This window comes from Sinanaerobacter sp. ZZT-01 (assembly GCF_035621135.1).
GTDB lineage: Bacteria > Bacillota > Clostridia > Peptostreptococcales > Anaerovoracaceae > IOR16.
The window spans coordinates 1,398,683-1,417,324 of record NZ_CP141728.1; the positions used below are offsets into that span (position 1 = coordinate 1,398,683).

The following is an 18,642-nucleotide window of genomic DNA, read 5'->3' on the forward strand; positions in this document are numbered from 1 at the left end:
TTGAAAGGACTAGGAAGGCAGATCATGGCTGTGCTGCTGTGCATGGTCATGGTGGCTGCGGCGATGCCTCTATGGGTGCATGCTGCTGGGCATAAAGCGTATAGTACAGCGGAGCTGGAAGAAATCATACAAGGCATTATAGATTGGAAAAAATTAGATAACGGTTCTACACTGGATGGCTATCTCATGAATGATGCATACCTCGAATTGGCAGGGACGACGCCGGGAGATTGGTATCAGGTCGGAATGGGAAGATTTGGATATAAAGATGACTATGCAGGATATTTGGCGGTTATCAAAGAAAAGGTGCAGGATCGTTATAAGACCTCTGCGAAATTGAGTGCAGCGAAAGCTACGGAATGGCATCGAATTTCCCTTGCAATCTTGGCATCTGGCGGAGATCCAACAAAAGCAGGCACTGATACAAACGGAAATGTAATTAACCTCATTGCTGACGGAACGTATAACCGGGGGAAAACCACCTCCTTAGGAAAGCAAGGAATCAATGGATGGATATGGGGTTTGATAGCACTGGATTCAAAGCGTTATTCTGTGCCCGCGGGTGCACGTGACAGCAGAGACTCTATGATTAAGGAAATTTTAAGCCGTCAGCTTTCAGACGGCGGATTTACTTTATATGGAAATGCTTCTGATCCGGATATCACGGCGATGGCACTACAGTCTCTGGCACCGTATTATAACAGGGAGAAGGCATATACATATAGCAATAAGGCATCTGGAAAATCCGTGACGAAAAAGGTACGCCAAGTTGTGGATGAAGCAGTCAGCTGTCTTTCAAAGATGCAGCTTGCAACAGGAGATTATGATAGCTGGGGTACGAAAAATGTGGAAAGCACCACACAGGTAGCGGTGGCATTATGCTCTCTTGGAATTAACGTTCAAACGGACAGTCGCTTTATTAAAAACGGAAACACCCTTCTTGATGGAATTATGCTTTATCGGATGGCGGATGGCGGGTTTGTACATTCCTATACTTATGATGCAGATAATCCGACCTCCCTGCCGACAGAATCAAATACAATGGCCAGCGAACAAACCTTATATACACTGACTGCTGTTTGGCGGCAGGCAAAAGGAATGCGCACACTATATGATTTTCGGTCAGAACAAAGCGCAAGCCTGAAAAATCAAATCCGTACATTAGAAAAAGAAATCAACGCTTTAGAGAGTTCTCCAACGAAAGCAAAAATCAATGAGCTCGTAAAAAAATACGAAGCGATACCAGAGAGTGAACAGTGTTATGTATATAATTACTATAAACTTTCCGATGCGGCGGCAAAGGGCGGTATTGAAGTAAAAAAAGAACCTGCAGAGCCTGAAACAGAGGAAGCGGAAGAAACAGAAAAAGAAGAACAGGAAAGTGTTTTACTGTATTTCAGTGATGCAGATAAGCGAAAAGTGGACGCATTGCCGAAGGAGCTGACGACAGAGCAGTATGTGGATGTCATCAAGCTGCTTGATAAGCTTGAGAAGTCGGAGGATTTTGATAAGAAAAAAGAATACAAGGATAAGCTCACAAGTATAAAAAAGGAAATTTTGGCGATTCAGAAGGAGATTGACAGCATAAATAAAGATGTTAAGAAGAACCTTTATCCATTTGAGAAAATATCCTTAGCAGACTGGGGAACTGTCCATAGTATCGTAAATCGATATGAGAATCTGAGTACGTACGACCAAAAGAAGATTTTACGTTGGGATGATGTTGTAAAAACGAAAACGCAGGTCGACAATTTACTTCGGGCTGTCCTTATTACAGCTATATTGGGGCTTCTTTCAATAATCAGTGCGGTGTGGATTATAAAGCATATAAAAAAGAGAAAGAATCACAAGGCAAATGCTATGTTAGCACTTGAAAAGGAATATGAAGAGAAAGAAAAACAAGAAGGGAAAGGCGCATGAAAAAAGACTTGTTAGCATTGGGCTTCATCATTCTTGCCATTGCTCTTATTCTATCAGGAACCAAATTTCAGACCGTGGATGAGTACTATTTGACGCATATTGATGATATCACAGCTGATTCAAAAACAGTGACCATCAGCATTCGCTGTGAGACGATACGGGATAATTGGAATAATCTTGTGCCAGAACTGCAGTCTGATGAATTTGTCCCACAAGATGGTGTTATTTTACCGGAAACAACGTATGTACTTCGTGAAGGAGATACCGCATTTGATATTATTGACCGTGCTGTTCGTTATAATAAAATTCAAATGGAATACCAAGGGGCAAATTTGAACAGCTATGGAAGTGTATACATTCAAGGCATTCATTATTTATATGAATTTTCATGCGGTCCTTTAAGCGGATGGATGTATCGAGTTAATGGTGTATTCCCGAACTATGGCTGCAGTAAATACGAATTAAAGAACGGAGATAAAATTGAATGGGTCTATACCTGCGATTTAGGCAGAGATGTAGGCTGCGTTTGGATGGGAGGAGAGTGGAACGGACAATGAGACTATTTTCATCGTATCATCCCGGTGTACTGCTTGTATACTTTATAGGTGTGATTGGGATCAGCATGTTTACAATGAATCCGCTTTTGCTAGCGGTTTCTTTACTAGGGGCACTTGGATTTGCTGTTCAGTTAGAAAACAGGAAGGCTGTTGCTATGAGCTTTACTTTCTATATTCCGATGTTTTTTCTGATAGCAATTACCAATCCGCTGTTTAGTCACAATGGAGTGACTCCATTGTTTTTTTTAAACGATCAGCCGATTACGCTAGAAGCAATTCTTTATGGAGCAGCGATCGGAGGCATGATTATTTCTGTCATGTATTGGTGTCGCTGTTACAACCTGATTATGACATCCGATAAATTTATTTATCTGTTTGGGAAGGCCATCCCAAAGCTCAGCTTGGTTATTTCCATGGCAATTCGATTTGTGCCTTTGTTTATCAAACAGATTAAGCACATCAACACCGTTCAAAAGACGATGGGAATCTATGCAACCAAGGGCGTTGCAGACCGTATTTTAAGCGGCTTTCGCATTTTTTCGGCGATGATTACATGGTCACTGGAGAATGCCGTAGATACGGCGGCATCTATGCGTGCCAGAGGGTATGGGTTGCCTGGGCGGACAAACTTCTCCCTCTTCCGTTTCACATTAAAAGATGGAATTCTGCTCAGTATTCTTGCTTTCCTTTTCAGTATTGTATTAATCGGAAGCAGCTTAGGGGTATTAGACTATTCCTTTTATCCCAGAATGTCGTCTATTCAGATCAGCCCTGTATCGGTGATCGCTTATGCTGCATTAGTGATCTTATTATTCATTCCTTTTGTAGTTGAAGTAGAGGAAAACAGAAAATGGAATTATTACATATTAAAAATTTAGAATTTACATATCCAGATGAAAGGGAAAAGGCTTTAAAGGGAGTGGATCTTACCATACAAGATGGAGAGTTTGTTGTAATTTGCGGGCAGTCCGGCTGCGGAAAAACAACATTGCTACGTCTTTTAAAAAGAGAAATTGCTCCTTCGGGTGAGCAGTCCGGAACCATTCGCTATATGGGAAGACTTCTCTCTGAGCTGCAAGATCGAATTGCAGCATGCGAAATTGGTTATGTTATGCAAAATCCCGAAAGTCAGATTGTGATGGATAAAGTTTGGCATGAACTGGCTTTTGGTCTTGAAAATATGGGAGTTTCTACACCTGAAATTCGAAGAAGAGTCGGTGAAATGGCCAGCTTTTTTGGCATTCAGACTTGGTTTCGAAATCAGACCGCAGATTTATCCGGCGGACAAAAACAGCTGTTAAATTTAGCATCTATTATGGTAATGCATCCGAAAGTGCTTATTTTGGATGAACCAACCAGCCAATTGGACCCGATTGGAGCATCTGAATTTATTTCAACATTGCAAAAGTTAAATAAAGAGCTTGGCTTGACCATTCTTTTAGTCGAGCATCGTCTGGAAGAGGTCTTTCCTATTGCCGACAAGGTTGTTGTCATGGAACAGGGCCGTGTTCTTGCTTGTGATACACCTGAAAATGTAGGGAAAAAGTTAAAGTACGTCAGCGGCGAACACCAGATGCTGATGGGTCTTCCGAGTGCCGTACGCATTTATAATCAGCTGAATGTTGAAGATGCTTGTCCATTGACAGTCAGAGACGGAAGGGATTTTCTTTCTAGGAATTTTAAAAACAGAAAGACTTATCTTGTGCGTGAAGGAGTAAGCAAAAAAAGAACAGAAGCGCCAATCGTAAGGTTGAAAGAGGCATGGTTTCGCTATGAAAGAGAATTGCCGGATGTGTTGCGAGGTGTCGATTTGGAGGTGTATTCCGGAGAAACCTTTTGCATTTTAGGCGGAAATGGAACCGGAAAGACGACGACGCTAAAAGTTATTTCGGGACAAGCGCGAGCCTATCGCGGTAAGGTAGAGATTCAGGGGAAGAATATAAAACAATATAAGGGTATTGAGTTATATCGCCATAACATCGCATTGCTCCCGCAGAATCCACAGTCTGCTTTTGTGAAATCGGCAGTAGAAGAAGATTTAAGAGAAGTATGTAAAGCTATGAATTACAAAAAAGAAGAGGGAGAATCCCTGATAGCGGATATTACAGAAAAGCTTGGAATTTCTCATTTAATGAAAAAGCACCCCTACGATTTAAGCGGTGGAGAACAGCAGAAAGCGGCATTAGCAAAAATGCTTTTATTGAAGCCCAAAATTCTTTTGCTTGACGAGCCGACAAAAGGAATCGATGCGTATTCAAAGCAAATTTTACGAACGATTTTAGGTGATTTAAAACAAGAGGGAATTACAGTAATTATTGTGACGCATGATGTGGAATTTGCGGCTCTGTGTGCAGACCGATGTGCGATGTTTTTTGATGGGGAGGTTGTTTCTGTCGATGAGCCAAATGCCTTTTTTTCTACCAATACCTTTTATACAACCGCAGCAAGTCGTATTTCCAGGCATATGTTTGAAAATGCGGTGACTTGTGAAGATGTGGTTGCTCTTTGCCTGGAAAATGGATTGAAGGAAAGGGGGGATCAAGTTGGAGCATAGAGAAGAAAAATTAAGAAAATTTATAAGTTACTTCATTATTTTGATCGCAATTCCGCTTGTAATTGCAATCGGTGTGAAACTTTTTAATGATAGAAAATATAATTTAATCTCCATTATAATAGTATTTTTATCCTGTATTCCCTTTTTTCTCTCATTTGAAAAGAGGAATCCAAAACCGACAGAAATGATATTGATCGCCGTTATGACGGCGATTTCTGTTGTTGGGCGTTTTATTTTTGCACCAATTCCCGGTTTCAAACCTGTGACGGCAATTACCATAATTACGGCAATCTATTTTGGACCACAGGCAGGTTTTTTGACAGGAGCATTGACGGCAGTCGTTTCTAATATTCTCTTTGGACAAGGACCTTGGACTCCCTTTCAAATGTTTGTATGGGGTATTTTAGGATTTGTGGGTGGAATCCTTGCAAAGCATGGATGGCTAAATAAAAAGAGTCAACTTGCTGTTTATGGAATCATTGCCGGTGCGGCATTTTCTTTAATGATGGATATATGGACGGTACTTGCGATAGATGGGCATTTTAATCTATTGCGATATCAGGTTGCGATTGTATCATCCTTACCGTTTATGGTAATCTATGCAATATCAAATGTGGTCTTCTTGGTAGTTTTGATAAAGCCTATCGGGGAAAAATTGGAACGAGTTAAGAAGAAATATGACTTAAAGTAATGATAGGAACTGGTCGAAAAAAAAGAAGTCGGATGCAGAGGATTCTAAAATGAGTTTAAGGCAGCAAGGAGAGAAGGAAGCGGCAGGTATAAAATTTAAATAATAACAGAATTATAAAAGTTAAAAGAGAGTGTGAAACGCTGAATCCACACTCTCTTTTTACATTTAATTTTAATTTACTATATTTAGATTATTTTTTCCAAACAACTTGATTTCGCCCATAGGATTTTGCCTTATAAAGCATATGGTCAATATGATTCATGAAATCAAGAAGAAAATCACACTCATTTGGGATAATGGTAACCCCTCCAATACTGATTGTTACGACATTGCTAGCCTTTGAACCGAGGTTTGGGAGGGATTGATTAAAAACATTTTTACATACTTGATCGGCAATTCGTTCAGCTTCCTTTGCATACACATTTGGAAGGATAAAAACAAACTCTTCGCCGCCATAGCGAGCGACATAGTTGTTATTGCTAGGAAGTGCTTCTTGAATCGCAGAAGAAACTAGTTTTAATACATGATCTCCTTCTTGATGCCCATAGGTGTCATTTACATTCTTAAAATAATCGATGTCTGCCATAGCAATAGAAAGAGGCGTCTGATTTTCCAGTGCATCATTCCATTTTTCCCGAACAAAGCGTTCATAGCTGCGTCGATTATGGAGGCCGGTGAGCGTATCCAGCAACAGCTCATTTTCAATTGTTTTTTGATGTAAATAAGAGTCTACATGCGTTCGTACTCTCGCTTTGACGATATTTTGGTTATAGGGTTTTGTAATATAATCAACGGCACCCGCAAGCAGAGCCCTTTCTTCTGTTTCAATACTAGCCAAACCCGTCAAGAAAATAACAGGAATACGGCTTACTTTATCATTTTTCTGCAATTCTTCTAAAACTTTAAAACCATTCATCTCAGGCATTTCAATATCAAGAAGAATAAGAGAAGGTAATTGCTGGATTGCCAATTGAATTCCTTCTTTACCGGATTGTGCTGAAATGATATGATAGTCATTTTGCAAAAAAGAGGCTAAAGTTTGGATATTAAATGAGCTGTCGTCAATTGCTAATATTGTTTCCATTTAATTTCACCATTTTCTATATCGCTCAATATAGATTTGCATTATAATATTTTATTTGCCTTCAAATTCATTGAGGATATTTATTTATACTTATAAAATATTTTATGTATTACATCATTATTATGCGCCACTTATTATTAATTTACGCGCCTCTTAAAAAAGAGAAATAATGGCTTATTTCAACTAAAAAGATGAAGATAAAAAGAAGTAAAATACATAAAAAGGAATTGAACATTTGTTCTGATTTGGATATAATAAATAGAACAAACGTTTTATTGAACGGAAAAAGAGTATTTAAAAAGAGAGAAGGAAAAAGCGATGCCTGGTTTGGATGTTATGTTAGAAAAATTAAAAATCTTAGCAGATAGTGCGAAGTATGACGTATCTTGTTCCAGCAGCGGGGCAGACCGCACGAAAACCAATAAAATGGGAACTGCCGCAGTCTCCGGAATCTGTCATTCGTGGTCTGCTGATGGGCGGTGTATTTCCTTATTAAAGATTCTTTTTTCAAATCGTTGTGTCTATGATTGTGAATATTGTGTGAACAGGCGTTCTGCGGATGTACAACGTGCTTCGTTTGAGCCAGAGGAGCTTGCGAAGCTAACAATAGAGTTTTACAAGAGGAATTATATTGAAGGCTTGTTTTTAAGCTCTGCGGTTGAAGTTTCTCCAGATTATACGGCGGAGCGGATACTAAAAGCGCTTTCTTTGCTGAGAGAAAAATATGGATTTTCAGGTTATATTCACGCAAAGATTATTCCAGGTGTATCTGCTGAGTTGGTACGGCAAATCGGAATGCAGGCAGATCGTTTAAGTGTAAATATTGAACTTCCTACAAAAGAAAGTTTAGCAATATTGGCCCCGCAGAAGAAAGCGGCGGGGATATTGACACCTATGAGACAAATTACAAATACGATGAAAGAACAAAAAAGCCTAAAAGGAGCAGGAAATCGTTTTTCAAAGCTAAAGCAGGGAAACGACTATCTTTTAAACGGTATGGCTTTGCCGACAGCGGTACGAGAGCAGGAAGCAAAATATGGAATGGTTCCTTATGATAAAGGAAGTTTACATCGTTTTGCTCCGGCAGGTCAAACAACGCAGATGATTATTGGTGCGACCCCGGAAAGCGATCGGCAGATCATAAGAATGTCAGAGAGCCTTTATAAAAAATTTCAAATGAAACGTGTTTATTTTTCGGCCTATATACCCGTTGTTTCTTCTTCAAAGTTGCCTGCACTTCTTACACCTCCTCCACTTTTGCGGGAGCATCGATTGTATCAGGCAGATTGGCTCCTGCGTTTCTATGGTTTTTCAGCAGAAGAGCTGCTGGATGAAGACAGTCCATTTTTTGATTTAGAATTAGACCCTAAGGTAACTTGGGCACTTCGGCATCTAGAGCTGTTTCCACTTGAAATCAATAAGGTATCAATGGAAGAGCTGCTGAGGATTCCCGGAGTGGGAAATATATCTGCAATGCGGATCGTAAGACAAAGAAGGCTTGGTGCAGTAACCTTTGATGACTTAAAAAAAATAGGCGTAGTGGTAAAACGGGCAAGGTATTTTATTACCTGCAACGGAAAATATTATGGTGCAGGGGATATTGCATCCGAATGCATAAGAGAAAGAATGCTCTCACAAGAGAAAATTAGAAGTGGATTGCTGCCAAGAGAAAAAGAAGAGCAGCTGAGCTTATTTGGAAGTGAGCGGAGAAATCTATTATATGAGCCAAAGGAGGCGGCACGTGGATTACTTGTATGACGGAAGCTTCGAAGGATTTCTGTGTTGTATTTATGCACATTATTATAAAAAACGAGCAGAAGGAATTTATCCGGAGAATCATTATCAAAGGACGATGCTCCAACCTTTTTTTATTGTGGAAACGGAAGCAGAAAAGGCAGAGAAAGTTTATAAAGCAATTCAAAATAAAATATCCAATGCTTCCTTACAACGTGTTTATAAAGCATTTCTTTCGAATGATATACAAAAAGAAACCAAGCTTTTGAACTATTTAGTATTGGGCTTTCGGATTGGAAAAAAGGTGGATGCACTTCATTCCGAAACCGTGGTTTATCAAGTTCAGCAACTGGAGCATAAGGTTGCTGCGGAACAGCACAGATTATTGGGATTGGTACGTTTCTCTGCAATTGAAGGCAAAAAAGAAAAAGACAAAGAAAAAGACAAAGAAAAAGACATAAGTTCGGATGCAGGAAGGCATATTTTATATTCAGCGATTGAACCGGATCATAATATCTTAGAATTAATTGCAGACCATTTTGCACAGCGGTTCCCCGAAGAAACGTTTATCATGCATGATATAAAAAGGGAAAAGGCACTTTTCTGTCAAAATGGTGATTGGTATTTAGGGCATTTAAGGAAAGAGCTTACTTATGCTGTGTCAGAGGATGAATTGGAGTACCGCAAATTATGGAAAAAGTATTTTAATTCCATTGCAATTACAGAGAGGACCAATGCAGACTGTCAAAAACGATGTATGCCGGTGCGCTATTGGAAAAATCTTACCGAATTTCATTCGTATCCTTGATTCTGCTAAAAAAAAGATGATACAATGAACATAAATACAAGCAAGTTTTGAAAGGGGTTCGGAATGTACAAAGAGCTGAAAAAAGTTTTGGAGAACAGTAAAAATATTGTGTTTTTTGGAGGGGCGGGCGTCTCTACTGAAAGCGGTGTTCCGGACTTTCGTTCGGAAAATGGATTATATCATACCAAGCAAAAATATGGATATGCTCCAGAAGAAATGCTTAGCTATACTTTCTATTCAACACATACAGATACTTTTTATGATTACTATAAAAACAATTTGATTTATACAGAAGCAAAACCGAATAAAGCCCATAATTCCTTGGCAAAATTAGAGGAGCAAGGTCGTTTAAAAGCGGTAGTGACACAAAATATCGATGGACTGCATCAGTTGGCAGGAAGCAAGACTGTTTATGAACTGCATGGGTCGGTGCTGCGGAATCATTGTACGAAGTGCAAAGCTTCTTATTCCTTATCTTATATTATGGATGAAGCACATTGTAAAAAAATGGTCCCGATTTGTGAGAAATGCGGAGGGGTTGTAAAGCCGGATGTCGTACTTTATGAGGAACCGCTTGACGAGACGTGTATTTATGGGGCAGTTGATGCAATTTCAAAAGCCGATACCTTAATCATAGGGGGTACATCGTTAGTGGTGTATCCGGCAGCCGGATTGATTCGATATTTTAATGGGGAGAATCTAGTTTTAATTAATAAATCCATGACTGAACAGGACCACAGGGCGACTCTTGTTATCCATGAGGCGATTGGAGAAGTTCTAGGCACATGCGTGGAGGCGTTAAAATAACATAAAATTTTTTATAAAAGTTAAAAGAAGTGGCTTTGCCACTTTTTTTTGTTGTGCAGAAAAAACGGCGCTAAAGCTAAAAGAATCCTTAAATTAATTTATGAATACTGTATACGCAAACGAAATGCAATAATAATTATTAAAATAAACATTGGAATTTAAACGAAAATAATATAAATACAATGTATTGATGATTGTTCTATTGACTTTGTATTGATTAAAGTATATTTTATATATATGAATACAACAAACATCATAGGAGGATATGAGAATTTATGAGTAAATTTACATTTGAATCGTTGCCGCAATTAAGAATATTATCAAACTCCGAAATTGAGCAGATGCATGAGAATGCGATTCATGTTCTTGAACGCGCCGGAGTCGCCTTTGCCTGTGAAGAGGCGTTGGATATTCTCGAAGAGGCTGGCTGCGTAGTAGAGAGAAACGCACAAAGAGTAAAATTTCATAGAGAATTAATTGAAAGATGCATTCAAATGGCACCAAGCTCTTTTGATTTATACGACAGGGACGGAAATTATTATTGTAAATTCGGTGATTCTCAAAGCAGGTTTAATCCTGGGAGCTGCTCGGGGCTTGTGCTAGCCGATGACGGGAAAACAGTCAGACCTTCTACGGTAGCAGATTTAAAGTTAATTACGAAGGTAGCACAGCACCTGCCGCAGATCGATTTTGTATCTTCCTCTGTCGTTTGTGAAGAAGCTCCGGGAGACTTGGGTTCTCAATATCTGTACTATACTGAAATGAAATATTCAACAAAACCGATTATAGGAGGTGCAACCGATGTACTGGGTGTTCCTCGCACGTTTAAATTGTTAGAAGCAGTACTTGGAAGTGAAAAAAATGTACTAGAGAAACCTTACAGCATATTTGATATCTGCGTGACATCTCCAATGACCTGGTCGCATATTGGAGCAAAAAATATTATTGATTGTGCAAAGCGAAATATACCAATTGAATTGATCTCTGCTCAAATTGCAGGTGCTACCGGTCCAATTAGTATCGCTGGATGTATTTTACAGCATACCGTAGAGCTTTTATCTGGTCTGATTTTGGCACAAATTGTTCGGCCGGGTACTGCTGTTAGTTATGGAGGTGCACCATGCATTTTTAATATGCGTACCATGTATACACCAATGGCTGCGATGGAATCAAATATGATCACGGCAGGTTATGCTCTAATGGGAAAATATTACGGACTTCCGACCCATACGTATGCAGCTTTATCTGATTCAAAAGAAATTGATTATCAGGCAGGAAGTGAGACTGCAAGAAGTGGCTTGCTTGCACTTCAGTTGGGAATTGATAACATTTCCGGTGCAGGAGGATTAAATGTCATCGCAGAGATGAGTGTGGAAAAGCTGATTATGGATGCAGAATACATTGGCACTTTAAAACATTTTGCAAAAGGAATTACCTTTAACGAAACGACTTTGGCAAATGAATTGATTTGTAAAGTGGGTCCTGCCGGGAATTATATGAAAGAAAAACATACATTAAAATGGTTTAAAAAAGAGCATAATTATGATAACTTGGTTATGAATTATCAAGAGAGAGCGAGCTGGAAAAAGGATGGAGGAAAAAGTATTTTTGAAAAGGCAAAAGAAGAAGCTGATCGGATCAAGTTACTTCCAGGCATCGTGTTATCCAAACAGCAGGAAGAAAATTTGGATAAAGCATTTATTGAAGTATGTTTAGAGGCAGGATTAAGCAGGGAAACAGCAGAAGAATTAATTGCGAAATGCAACGAAGCTTAATACAAGAAGTATAATTCTTTCTATCTTTATTTATTTTCTAAAATACAAATGGACACCCGAAGGTGTCCATTTGTATTTTAGAAAAATTAAATAAGCTCATAGTCTTTTGTCGCCCAATGCGTATTTTCTAAATAGTCACTTACCGCATTGGCATCACCTTCTTGGAAAAGTTGGATGATTTTTCTGTGTTCTTCATTCATTAATTTGCAGATGTCAAATTGTGCGTCTGCATCTTCGCTAAAATAAGTGTAACGTAAGACACTGGATTTGATTTCATCCAGCATACGGGAAAGAAGCAGATTATCGGCACGTTTAATGTAAACTTGATGAAATTTTTCCTGCAGTTCACAATAAGACACATAATTTCTATATTTTATTGCAATATCAATCAGATCGACCAATTCTTGCATATGGAGAATATCTTGTTCCGTTATCATGGAACAAGCTTGTTTTGCTGCTAAAGCATCAAGATCAGCCAATATGATGTAAGCATCTAATTTTTGTTTATGGCTGGTATTTACAACTTGATACCCTTTTCTGGGTATTTTGTCCAAAACGCCATTTGCCACAAGTTCAATTAATGCTTCTCTTGCCGGTGTTCGGCTGATATTTAATATTTTGCAGATTTCAGATTCCGAGATGATGTCGCCCGCCGCAAAGTCACCGCGCTGTATTTTCTCTAAAATCATTTTTGTTGCTAAATTTCTTAAGGATGAATCCATATCAGTATCCCCTTTTATATATATGTATTGTAAATAATATATCATAAAAGAAGAATAGGCGCAATATAAGGCGATTATAAAACACTTGACGAATACAAAGTATACATATATACTTATATTCATAGTAATTATTACATAGATTTGCCATACTATGTGTTTACTATTTACCCAAATTTGGTGAAGTCCTTAGGATTTATAATTCTGAGGACTTCACTGTTTTTTGAAACATTAGACCTATTTGTATTATTGTATTTTATGTATTTACGTATTTTTATATTTTCAGAATTCATTGACTTTTCTGTATCCAATTGATAGAATGAGCTATACATAGGGCCTTGATAAACAAAATTATCTTCTTATTTTACTATTTTATTTTGGGAGGACAAAAAATGGGTAGAAAAATTCCTATCTGGCAAACTTTTCTAGTAGTTGTATTATCTTTAGGTGTTATTATTTATTCCATTGTATTTAGTTATGGTGAATCCCACATGCCTCTGATTATGGCGGCAATTATAGCTGCGGCAGTAGGTGCACTAAATGGCTGGAAATGGTCATTTATGGAAAGAGGTATGATTTCTGCTATCAGCCGTTCTTTGCAAGCAAGTATTATATTATTATCAGTAGGAATACTCATTGCAACTTGGAAGGCTGGCGGTATTATTCCTTCTATGATTTACTATGGACTAAATATTTTAAACCCTTCTATTTTCTTAGTTTCTGTTTGTATTTTATGCTCGATTGTATCCTTGTGTCTTGGAAGTTCGTATACGACAGCAGGAACAATTGGTGTTGCAATGATTGGCGTATCCATTGGACTTGGTGTGGATCCCGCTATGACTGCGGGAGCGGTTGTTGCAGGGTCTTACTTTGGAGACAAGATGTCTCCTCTTTCCGATACGACAAATCTGGCACCTGCTATTGCGGGTACAAATCTTTTTGATCATATCAGACATATGGCATTCACAGTTACGCCTTCTATGCTGATTGCATTGGTCGTATATGCAGTTATAGGAAGAGGTACCGCTGGAGCCCATGTTTCGGTCACAGAGGCAGATTTGCTGCAAAGTGAAATTTTAAATGAGTTTACGGTCAGTCCATTGTTATTATTGCCGATACTGATTTTAATTGTAATAGTAGTTTTAAAAATTCCAGCTTTGCCTGGAATCTACATCGGAATTTTTGTCGGGCTTGCCTGCATGACTTTTGTACAGGGAATTTCAATTGCTGATTGGTTTCCAACCATGCATTATGGATATAATTCCATCAGTGAGGTGCAATTGAATGCTGATTATATGGTTGCGGATCTTCTTGGTGGAGGAGGCTTTCACAACATGTTGTGGTCAGTCAGTGTAATTCTTTGCTCCATGTCTTTTGGCGGAGTCATGGAAGCAACAGGCATGTTAAACGACATTGCAGAGAAGGTATTGCAAATCGCAAAAAATACGGGCTCTTTAGTAGCGGTTACGATCTGCTCTTGTATTCTTGTCAATATGATTACAGCTGACCAGTACTTAGCAATTATTTTACCGGGTAGAATGTACCGAACCGCATTTGAAGATCGAAGATTAAAGGCGAAAAATCTTTCCAGATGCTTAGAAGATTCTGCTACGCTTACCTCTCCGCTGATTCCTTGGAATGTATGCGGTGCCACGATGAAAAGCTTTTTAGGAGTTCCTACTGCGGCATATGCACCGTATGCTGTTTTAAATTGGATTAATCCATTAATATCAACACTGTATGGCTTCCTCGGATTTACAATGGAAAAAATGTCTGATGAAGAGTATCAAGAGATATTGGAACAGAGAAAACTGGATGCGGAGCTTGCTGCAAAAGCTGTTCAGTAAATAGTCAAAATGAGGCCCTTTGATAAAGTAAGACACTCCATCAGAGTGTCTGCTTTTTTTCTTATAAGAATGGAAGAAGAGGTTGGATTTTATGGATCAATACATAGATAAAATAGGATATTGCAACTCTTACTTTAAAGTAGATACTGAAAAAATAGTTGAAAATTTTTATAAAGTAAAAAATTATATTGGAAAAGACGTAGAAATCATTCCTGTTCTGAAAGGAAACGCTTATGGCTATGGGCTAGTACCTATAGCTAAAATTTTTGAAGAACGCTGTCATGTTAAATTACTAGCGAATGCGGCGATTTACGAAGCAGTGCAGCTGAGAGAAGCTGGCATATTATGCGAGATTTTAATTGTTGGAGGAATCCCACAACATCTCATTCCGATTGCAGTTAAATACCGTTTGCAAATTCCTTTGTTCGATAAAGTGACAGCACAAAAATTAAATGCTGCGGCACGAAAAGCAGGTGAAATTATAAAGGTACATATAAAGGTAGAGACTGGAATGAATCGACTTGGAGTCAAGCCGGGAAAGACACTTTCGGAGCTTCTATCTTATGTAGATGACTTAAATAATGTAGAGATTGTAGGTGCCTACACGCACTTTGCCAGTTCGACCGTTCGAGCTAACAATCTATTTGCTTTGGAACAGCATCGTAAATTTCAAGAAGGTGTGAATCAAATGAAAGAACATGGTGTTTCTTTAAAATATATACATTGTTGCAATTCTGCCGCAATTGCATGGTTCAAGGAAGCTTATGGGACACATGTCCGTTCCTGCTCTTCTGTCTTAGGGCATATAGCAATGGAAGATGGAAGCGAGCCGATTGGACTGGAAGAACCTGTGGAGATTCGCACTTTTATTACTAATATTCATGATGTGATGCCAAATGAAAGCGTTGGATACAATCAATATTTTAAAGCCGAAAAAGCTATGAAAGTAGCGACTCTATCCATCGGATTTGCAGATGGTTTTTGTCCGGAATGGATGAAGGGGCAAGGCCCTGTTTTAGTCAGTGGAAAACGCACTAGATTTATAGGCTGTTGCATGGATCAATCGTTTATAGATGTAACGGATATACCGTGTGAACTTGGACAGTCTGTCACTTTGATTGGACAAGATGGTAATGAGAGAATTCGTACGTGGGAGATCGAACAGCTTACCGGAAATACTTTTGAATATTTGTTTGGAACAATTGGACCGAGGGTCGCACGAATTTACGAGTAAAGATAGCCGTGCTAGGTGTTGAGGGACTTCTAAGAAATAATTATTTAAACGGAGAGAATCAATGCTTCCTATTATCGCAAAAACTGAATACAAATAAGAATGATTGATGTTTTAGTTTTAGATATACAAATTTATGGTATAATAAAAAAATATATAAAAATAATTATATATAAAAATAATAATGACTATAAAGTAGAATGATATAAATGGAGTGATAAAATGAATGTATTAGTTGCAAACGATGATGGAATCGAAGCGCAGGGAATTCGAGAGCTGGTCACAGCACTTGGAACGCGGAGCGATGTGAATATTTACCTTTGTGCTCCTGACCGCCAAAGAACGGCTTCCGGTCACGGAATTACAGTATCGGAGCCTTTACTCTTAAAAGAGTGGGACTTTGAGGGAGTAGAAAAAGCGTACTCTTGCTCTGGGACGCCAGCTGATTGTGTAAAGCTGGGATTACGTGCTTTTCGTGCATTGGGAATTGAAATGGATCTTGTTTATTCTGGGATTAATCATGGAGCAAATCTAGGTACGGACACTTTATATTCTGGGACTGTATCAGCAGCTATGGAAGGGGTTTTATGCGGAAAACCGTCTATTGCGATTTCTTCTTGCAGCCATCATCCGAAACATTTTGAAAGCTGTCATGAGATTGCAGTTCGCATGCTAGACTTTGCTCTAGAATCATTGGATGAACATAGCATTGTAAATGTTAACATACCAGACTTACCAGAAGCGGAGATTAAAGGAATCCGGCTTGGAAGATTGGGTGAGCGTGAGTATGCTGACCATTTTAACCCAATAAAAAATGAAGGCGGAACGATTTTATATCAATATTCAGGGGAAGCTTTGACTTATAAAGGCTTATCAGAAGATGTAGATGTAGCAGCACATGAGCAAAGCTATATTACGGTGACGCCGTTACAGCATGACTTGACAAATTATAGAATTCTGGAAGAGATGAAAAAGCATCCGCTTTTTTTATAATAGAGTAATTTTATGATTAAAAATTCGATAGATAAAGGAGAGACTGATGGAAGTGAAAAAAATAAAAAAAGAAGAAGCGCTTATGGTTGCAATTGACTTTCAAGAAAAGTTGATGCCTGTGATGAATGAAAAAGAAGCACTGGAAGCAGCCATGGTAAAATTAGTGAAGGGATGCCGAACAATGGATGTTCCCATTCTTGTGACACAGCAATATACAAAAGGCCTTGGAGAAACAATTCCTTCGATTAATATGGCGTTGACAGAAGAGATTGCAGGGAAGACTGAGGCATATGAACCATTTGAAAAAACAAGCTTTAGTGCAATGCGGCAGGCAGACTTTGCGGCTGAAATAAAAAAGCAAGACAGAAAAACGATCTTAGTAACAGGGATTGAATCCCATATCTGCGTAGAGCAAACCGTGCTTGATTTACTGGATAATGGGTATCAAGTATTCGTTGTAGGTGATTGCATTTCTTCTAGAAAAGTGATGGATAAAGAATATGCACAGCTTCGCATGATTGCTGCCGGTGCTGTCTTTACATCGATGGAATCCGTGCTGTTTGAATTGTGCGGAGGCGCGAAGGAAGCCGGGTTTAAAGGAATTTCGGCAATTATAAAATAAAATCGTACACGATTGTGACGAGAAGGACAAGATTATAAGCTGATAAAAACCCACGCATTCAGCGGGGGTTTTTCAAAATGGGAGAGAGTATGTATTTATTTAAAAATAAGATTACGTTAGAAAACAGAGAAATATTAGAGGAATACCTTGGAAGCTATGAGTATAAAACCTCAGGCTTGTCATTTAGTTCTCTTTATATGTGGAGAAACATCAATTACTTTAGCTGGGAGATTTTTGGAGACTATCTTTGTATTGCTGGGATGAGCCAGTTGGAAGAAGACAAAGAAGAGCCTTTTTTACTTCCCCCTTTAACCAAAACCGGATTTTATGAAACGGAAGGTCTGAGGTATTCTATCTTAGAAGCAAAAAAAGCATTTGAAGAATGTGGGTTTGTCTGTACCCTGCGTCTGGTTCCCATTCAAATAATGGAAGCAATTAAAGCAGCATTTTCAAAAGAAATGCTGATTATTGCTGATCGTGCAAATTATGACTATCTTTATCTGACTAAGGACTTAATTCAGCTTTCTGGAAGAGAATTTCACAGCAAAAGAAATCATTTAAATTATTTCTTAAATCATTACGACTATAAATATGTACCATTAACTTCGTCGATGGCAGAGAAGGCAGAAGCATTTATCAAGGAGTTTAATGAAAGAAAGAATTTGTCTGGTCATGAACGTGAGCTTCTGCTCATGGAGGAAGTGGCTATGAAAGATGTATTTCATAATTTAGAAAAAGTAGGTTACCATGCGGGAGCAATTTTGATTGATGATAAAATAGAAGCATTAAGCATCGGGGGAAATTTAGGAAAAAGAACGGTTACGGTACACGTCGAGAAGGCAAATATTGAGTTTAGAGGTTTATACCAGGCAATTAACAATGAATTTTCAAAGAACGTAGCTTGTAGAGTAAAGTATATTAATAGAGAAGAAGATATGGGGATTCTAGGATTGCGTAAGGCAAAACTTTCGTATAATCCTATCAAGCTTGTGGAAAAGTATATTGGCGTTTTTAAGGCGGATTTGTAATATTTCGGAATTTTATGTCTTGATTATTAGTTTTTGCAAAATTATTTTTCAAAGTGTTTTCGTAAAAATTTGTAACTTTGTTAAATATTTATCGATTAACGCAATAGAAATTAAGGAGATTAGGTGAAAATTACTTAAAATATATTGCAAAGAGGTCGTTTTTTGAATATCTTGATAGCCTCTTAGGGGTATTGTCTTTTTAAATGGAAAATGATATGATAACAATTACAATGCAAAATAATTCGAAAAATTTTAGGTTTTTTGAATGAATA

At 38.3% G+C, this 18,642-nt stretch carries 16 protein-coding genes; 14 read left to right on the top strand and 2 right to left on the bottom strand.

Translation table 11 applies throughout. The features are described from left to right. Window positions 1-24 precede the first annotated feature (24 nt). From U5921_RS06805 to U5921_RS06825, 5 genes are read left to right on the top strand one after another with little or no spacing between them, the layout of a single operon-like run. Window positions 25-1,920, top strand: coding sequence for a prenyltransferase/squalene oxidase repeat-containing protein (locus U5921_RS06805; protein WP_324825710.1), 1,896 nt, complete (start codon window positions 25-27; stop codon window positions 1,918-1,920). Continuing rightward, window positions 1,917-2,477, top strand: a complete 561-nt coding sequence (locus U5921_RS06810; protein WP_324825711.1) for a DUF4430 domain-containing protein — start codon at window positions 1,917-1,919, stop codon at window positions 2,475-2,477. Before U5921_RS06805 ends, U5921_RS06810 begins: the two co-directional genes overlap by 4 nt. Further along, entirely contained in the window at window positions 2,474-3,355 is an 882-nt protein-coding gene (locus U5921_RS06815) for an energy-coupling factor transporter transmembrane component T (RefSeq protein ID WP_324825712.1), read from the top strand. Before U5921_RS06810 ends, U5921_RS06815 begins: the two co-directional genes overlap by 4 nt. Beyond that, a complete protein-coding gene (locus U5921_RS06820) occupies window positions 3,328-5,031 on the top strand; it encodes an ABC transporter ATP-binding protein (protein WP_324825713.1) in 1,704 nt (567 codons plus the stop codon). Before U5921_RS06815 ends, U5921_RS06820 begins: the two co-directional genes overlap by 28 nt. Next, a complete protein-coding gene (locus tag U5921_RS06825; protein ID WP_324825714.1) occupies window positions 5,021-5,722 on the top strand; it encodes an ECF transporter S component in 702 nt (233 codons plus the stop codon). Before U5921_RS06820 ends, U5921_RS06825 begins: the two co-directional genes overlap by 11 nt. Window positions 5,723-5,912: 190 nt before the next feature. Here the strand turns inward: U5921_RS06825 and U5921_RS06830 are convergent, their stop codons facing one another. Further along, the gene (locus U5921_RS06830; RefSeq protein WP_324825715.1) at window positions 5,913-6,806 is read right to left on the bottom strand and encodes a diguanylate cyclase; all 894 of its coding nucleotides are present in this window, start codon (window positions 6,804-6,806) and stop codon (window positions 5,913-5,915) included. Between the two features lie 318 nt (window positions 6,807-7,124). Here U5921_RS06830 and U5921_RS06835 point away from each other — a divergent pair, with 318 nt between their 5' ends. From U5921_RS06835 to U5921_RS06850, 4 genes are all read left to right on the top strand, one after another. Then, the gene (locus U5921_RS06835) at window positions 7,125-8,564 is read left to right on the top strand and encodes a putative DNA modification/repair radical SAM protein (RefSeq protein WP_324825716.1); all 1,440 of its coding nucleotides are present in this window, start codon (window positions 7,125-7,127) and stop codon (window positions 8,562-8,564) included. Next, window positions 8,548-9,348, top strand: a complete 801-nt coding sequence (locus U5921_RS06840) for a TIGR03915 family putative DNA repair protein (protein ID WP_324825717.1) — start codon at window positions 8,548-8,550, stop codon at window positions 9,346-9,348. The genes U5921_RS06835 and U5921_RS06840 overlap by 17 nt, the downstream gene beginning before the upstream one ends. A 63-nt stretch (window positions 9,349-9,411) precedes the next feature. Further along, entirely contained in the window at window positions 9,412-10,155 is a 744-nt protein-coding gene (locus U5921_RS06845; protein ID WP_324825718.1) for an NAD-dependent protein deacylase, read from the top strand. 275 nt (window positions 10,156-10,430) lie between these two features. Next, the gene (locus tag U5921_RS06850) at window positions 10,431-11,930 is read left to right on the top strand and encodes a trimethylamine methyltransferase family protein (RefSeq protein ID WP_324825719.1); all 1,500 of its coding nucleotides are present in this window, start codon (window positions 10,431-10,433) and stop codon (window positions 11,928-11,930) included. 86 nt (window positions 11,931-12,016) lie between these two features. On the opposite strand, the gene U5921_RS06855 is transcribed toward U5921_RS06850, so the two are convergent. Beyond that, window positions 12,017-12,652, bottom strand: a complete 636-nt coding sequence (locus tag U5921_RS06855; protein WP_324825720.1) for a GntR family transcriptional regulator — start codon at window positions 12,650-12,652, stop codon at window positions 12,017-12,019. A gap of 389 nt (window positions 12,653-13,041) precedes the next feature. Here U5921_RS06855 and nhaC point away from each other — a divergent pair, with 389 nt between their 5' ends. From nhaC to U5921_RS06880, 5 genes are all read left to right on the top strand, one after another. Then, entirely contained in the window at window positions 13,042-14,496 is a 1,455-nt protein-coding gene (gene nhaC, locus U5921_RS06860; RefSeq protein ID WP_324825721.1) for a Na+/H+ antiporter NhaC, read from the top strand. Between the two features lie 91 nt (window positions 14,497-14,587). Continuing rightward, window positions 14,588-15,730, top strand: coding sequence for an alanine racemase (gene alr / locus U5921_RS06865; protein ID WP_324825722.1), 1,143 nt, complete (start codon window positions 14,588-14,590; stop codon window positions 15,728-15,730). A 219-nt stretch (window positions 15,731-15,949) separates the two neighbouring features. Next, on the top strand, window positions 15,950-16,720 hold the full coding sequence (gene surE / locus U5921_RS06870; RefSeq protein WP_324825723.1) for a 5'/3'-nucleotidase SurE: 771 nt from the start codon (window positions 15,950-15,952) through the stop codon (window positions 16,718-16,720). 46 nt (window positions 16,721-16,766) lie between these two features. Then, a complete protein-coding gene (locus U5921_RS06875) occupies window positions 16,767-17,342 on the top strand; it encodes an isochorismatase family protein (protein ID WP_324825724.1) in 576 nt (191 codons plus the stop codon). Between the two features lie 89 nt (window positions 17,343-17,431). After that, entirely contained in the window at window positions 17,432-18,370 is a 939-nt protein-coding gene (locus tag U5921_RS06880) for a DUF2156 domain-containing protein (RefSeq protein ID WP_324825725.1), read from the top strand. Window positions 18,371-18,642 lie beyond the last annotated feature (272 nt).

Bases quoted from the DNA above. Each gene is read 5' to 3' on its own strand.
- U5921_RS06805 (WP_324825710.1), top strand. From the start codon at position 25: ATGGCTGTGCTGCTGTGCATGGTCATGGTGGCTGCGGCGATGCCTCTA.
- U5921_RS06810 (WP_324825711.1), top strand. From the start codon at position 1,917: ATGAAAAAAGACTTGTTAGCATTGGGCTTCATCATTCTTGCCATTGCT.
- U5921_RS06815 (WP_324825712.1), top strand. From the start codon at position 2,474: ATGAGACTATTTTCATCGTATCATCCCGGTGTACTGCTTGTATACTTT.
- U5921_RS06820 (WP_324825713.1), top strand. From the start codon at position 3,328: ATGGAATTATTACATATTAAAAATTTAGAATTTACATATCCAGATGAA.
- U5921_RS06830 (WP_324825715.1), bottom strand. From the start codon at position 6,806: ATGGAAACAATATTAGCAATTGACGACAGCTCATTTAATATCCAAACT.
- U5921_RS06835 (WP_324825716.1), top strand. From the start codon at position 7,125: ATGCCTGGTTTGGATGTTATGTTAGAAAAATTAAAAATCTTAGCAGAT.
- U5921_RS06845 (WP_324825718.1), top strand. From the start codon at position 9,412: ATGTACAAAGAGCTGAAAAAAGTTTTGGAGAACAGTAAAAATATTGTG.
- U5921_RS06850 (WP_324825719.1), top strand. From the start codon at position 10,431: ATGAGTAAATTTACATTTGAATCGTTGCCGCAATTAAGAATATTATCA.
- U5921_RS06855 (WP_324825720.1), bottom strand. From the start codon at position 12,652: ATGGATTCATCCTTAAGAAATTTAGCAACAAAAATGATTTTAGAGAAA.
- nhaC (WP_324825721.1), top strand. From the start codon at position 13,042: ATGGGTAGAAAAATTCCTATCTGGCAAACTTTTCTAGTAGTTGTATTA.
- alr (WP_324825722.1), top strand. From the start codon at position 14,588: ATGGATCAATACATAGATAAAATAGGATATTGCAACTCTTACTTTAAA.
- surE (WP_324825723.1), top strand. From the start codon at position 15,950: ATGAATGTATTAGTTGCAAACGATGATGGAATCGAAGCGCAGGGAATT.
- U5921_RS06875 (WP_324825724.1), top strand. From the start codon at position 16,767: ATGGAAGTGAAAAAAATAAAAAAAGAAGAAGCGCTTATGGTTGCAATT.
- U5921_RS06880 (WP_324825725.1), top strand. From the start codon at position 17,432: ATGTATTTATTTAAAAATAAGATTACGTTAGAAAACAGAGAAATATTA.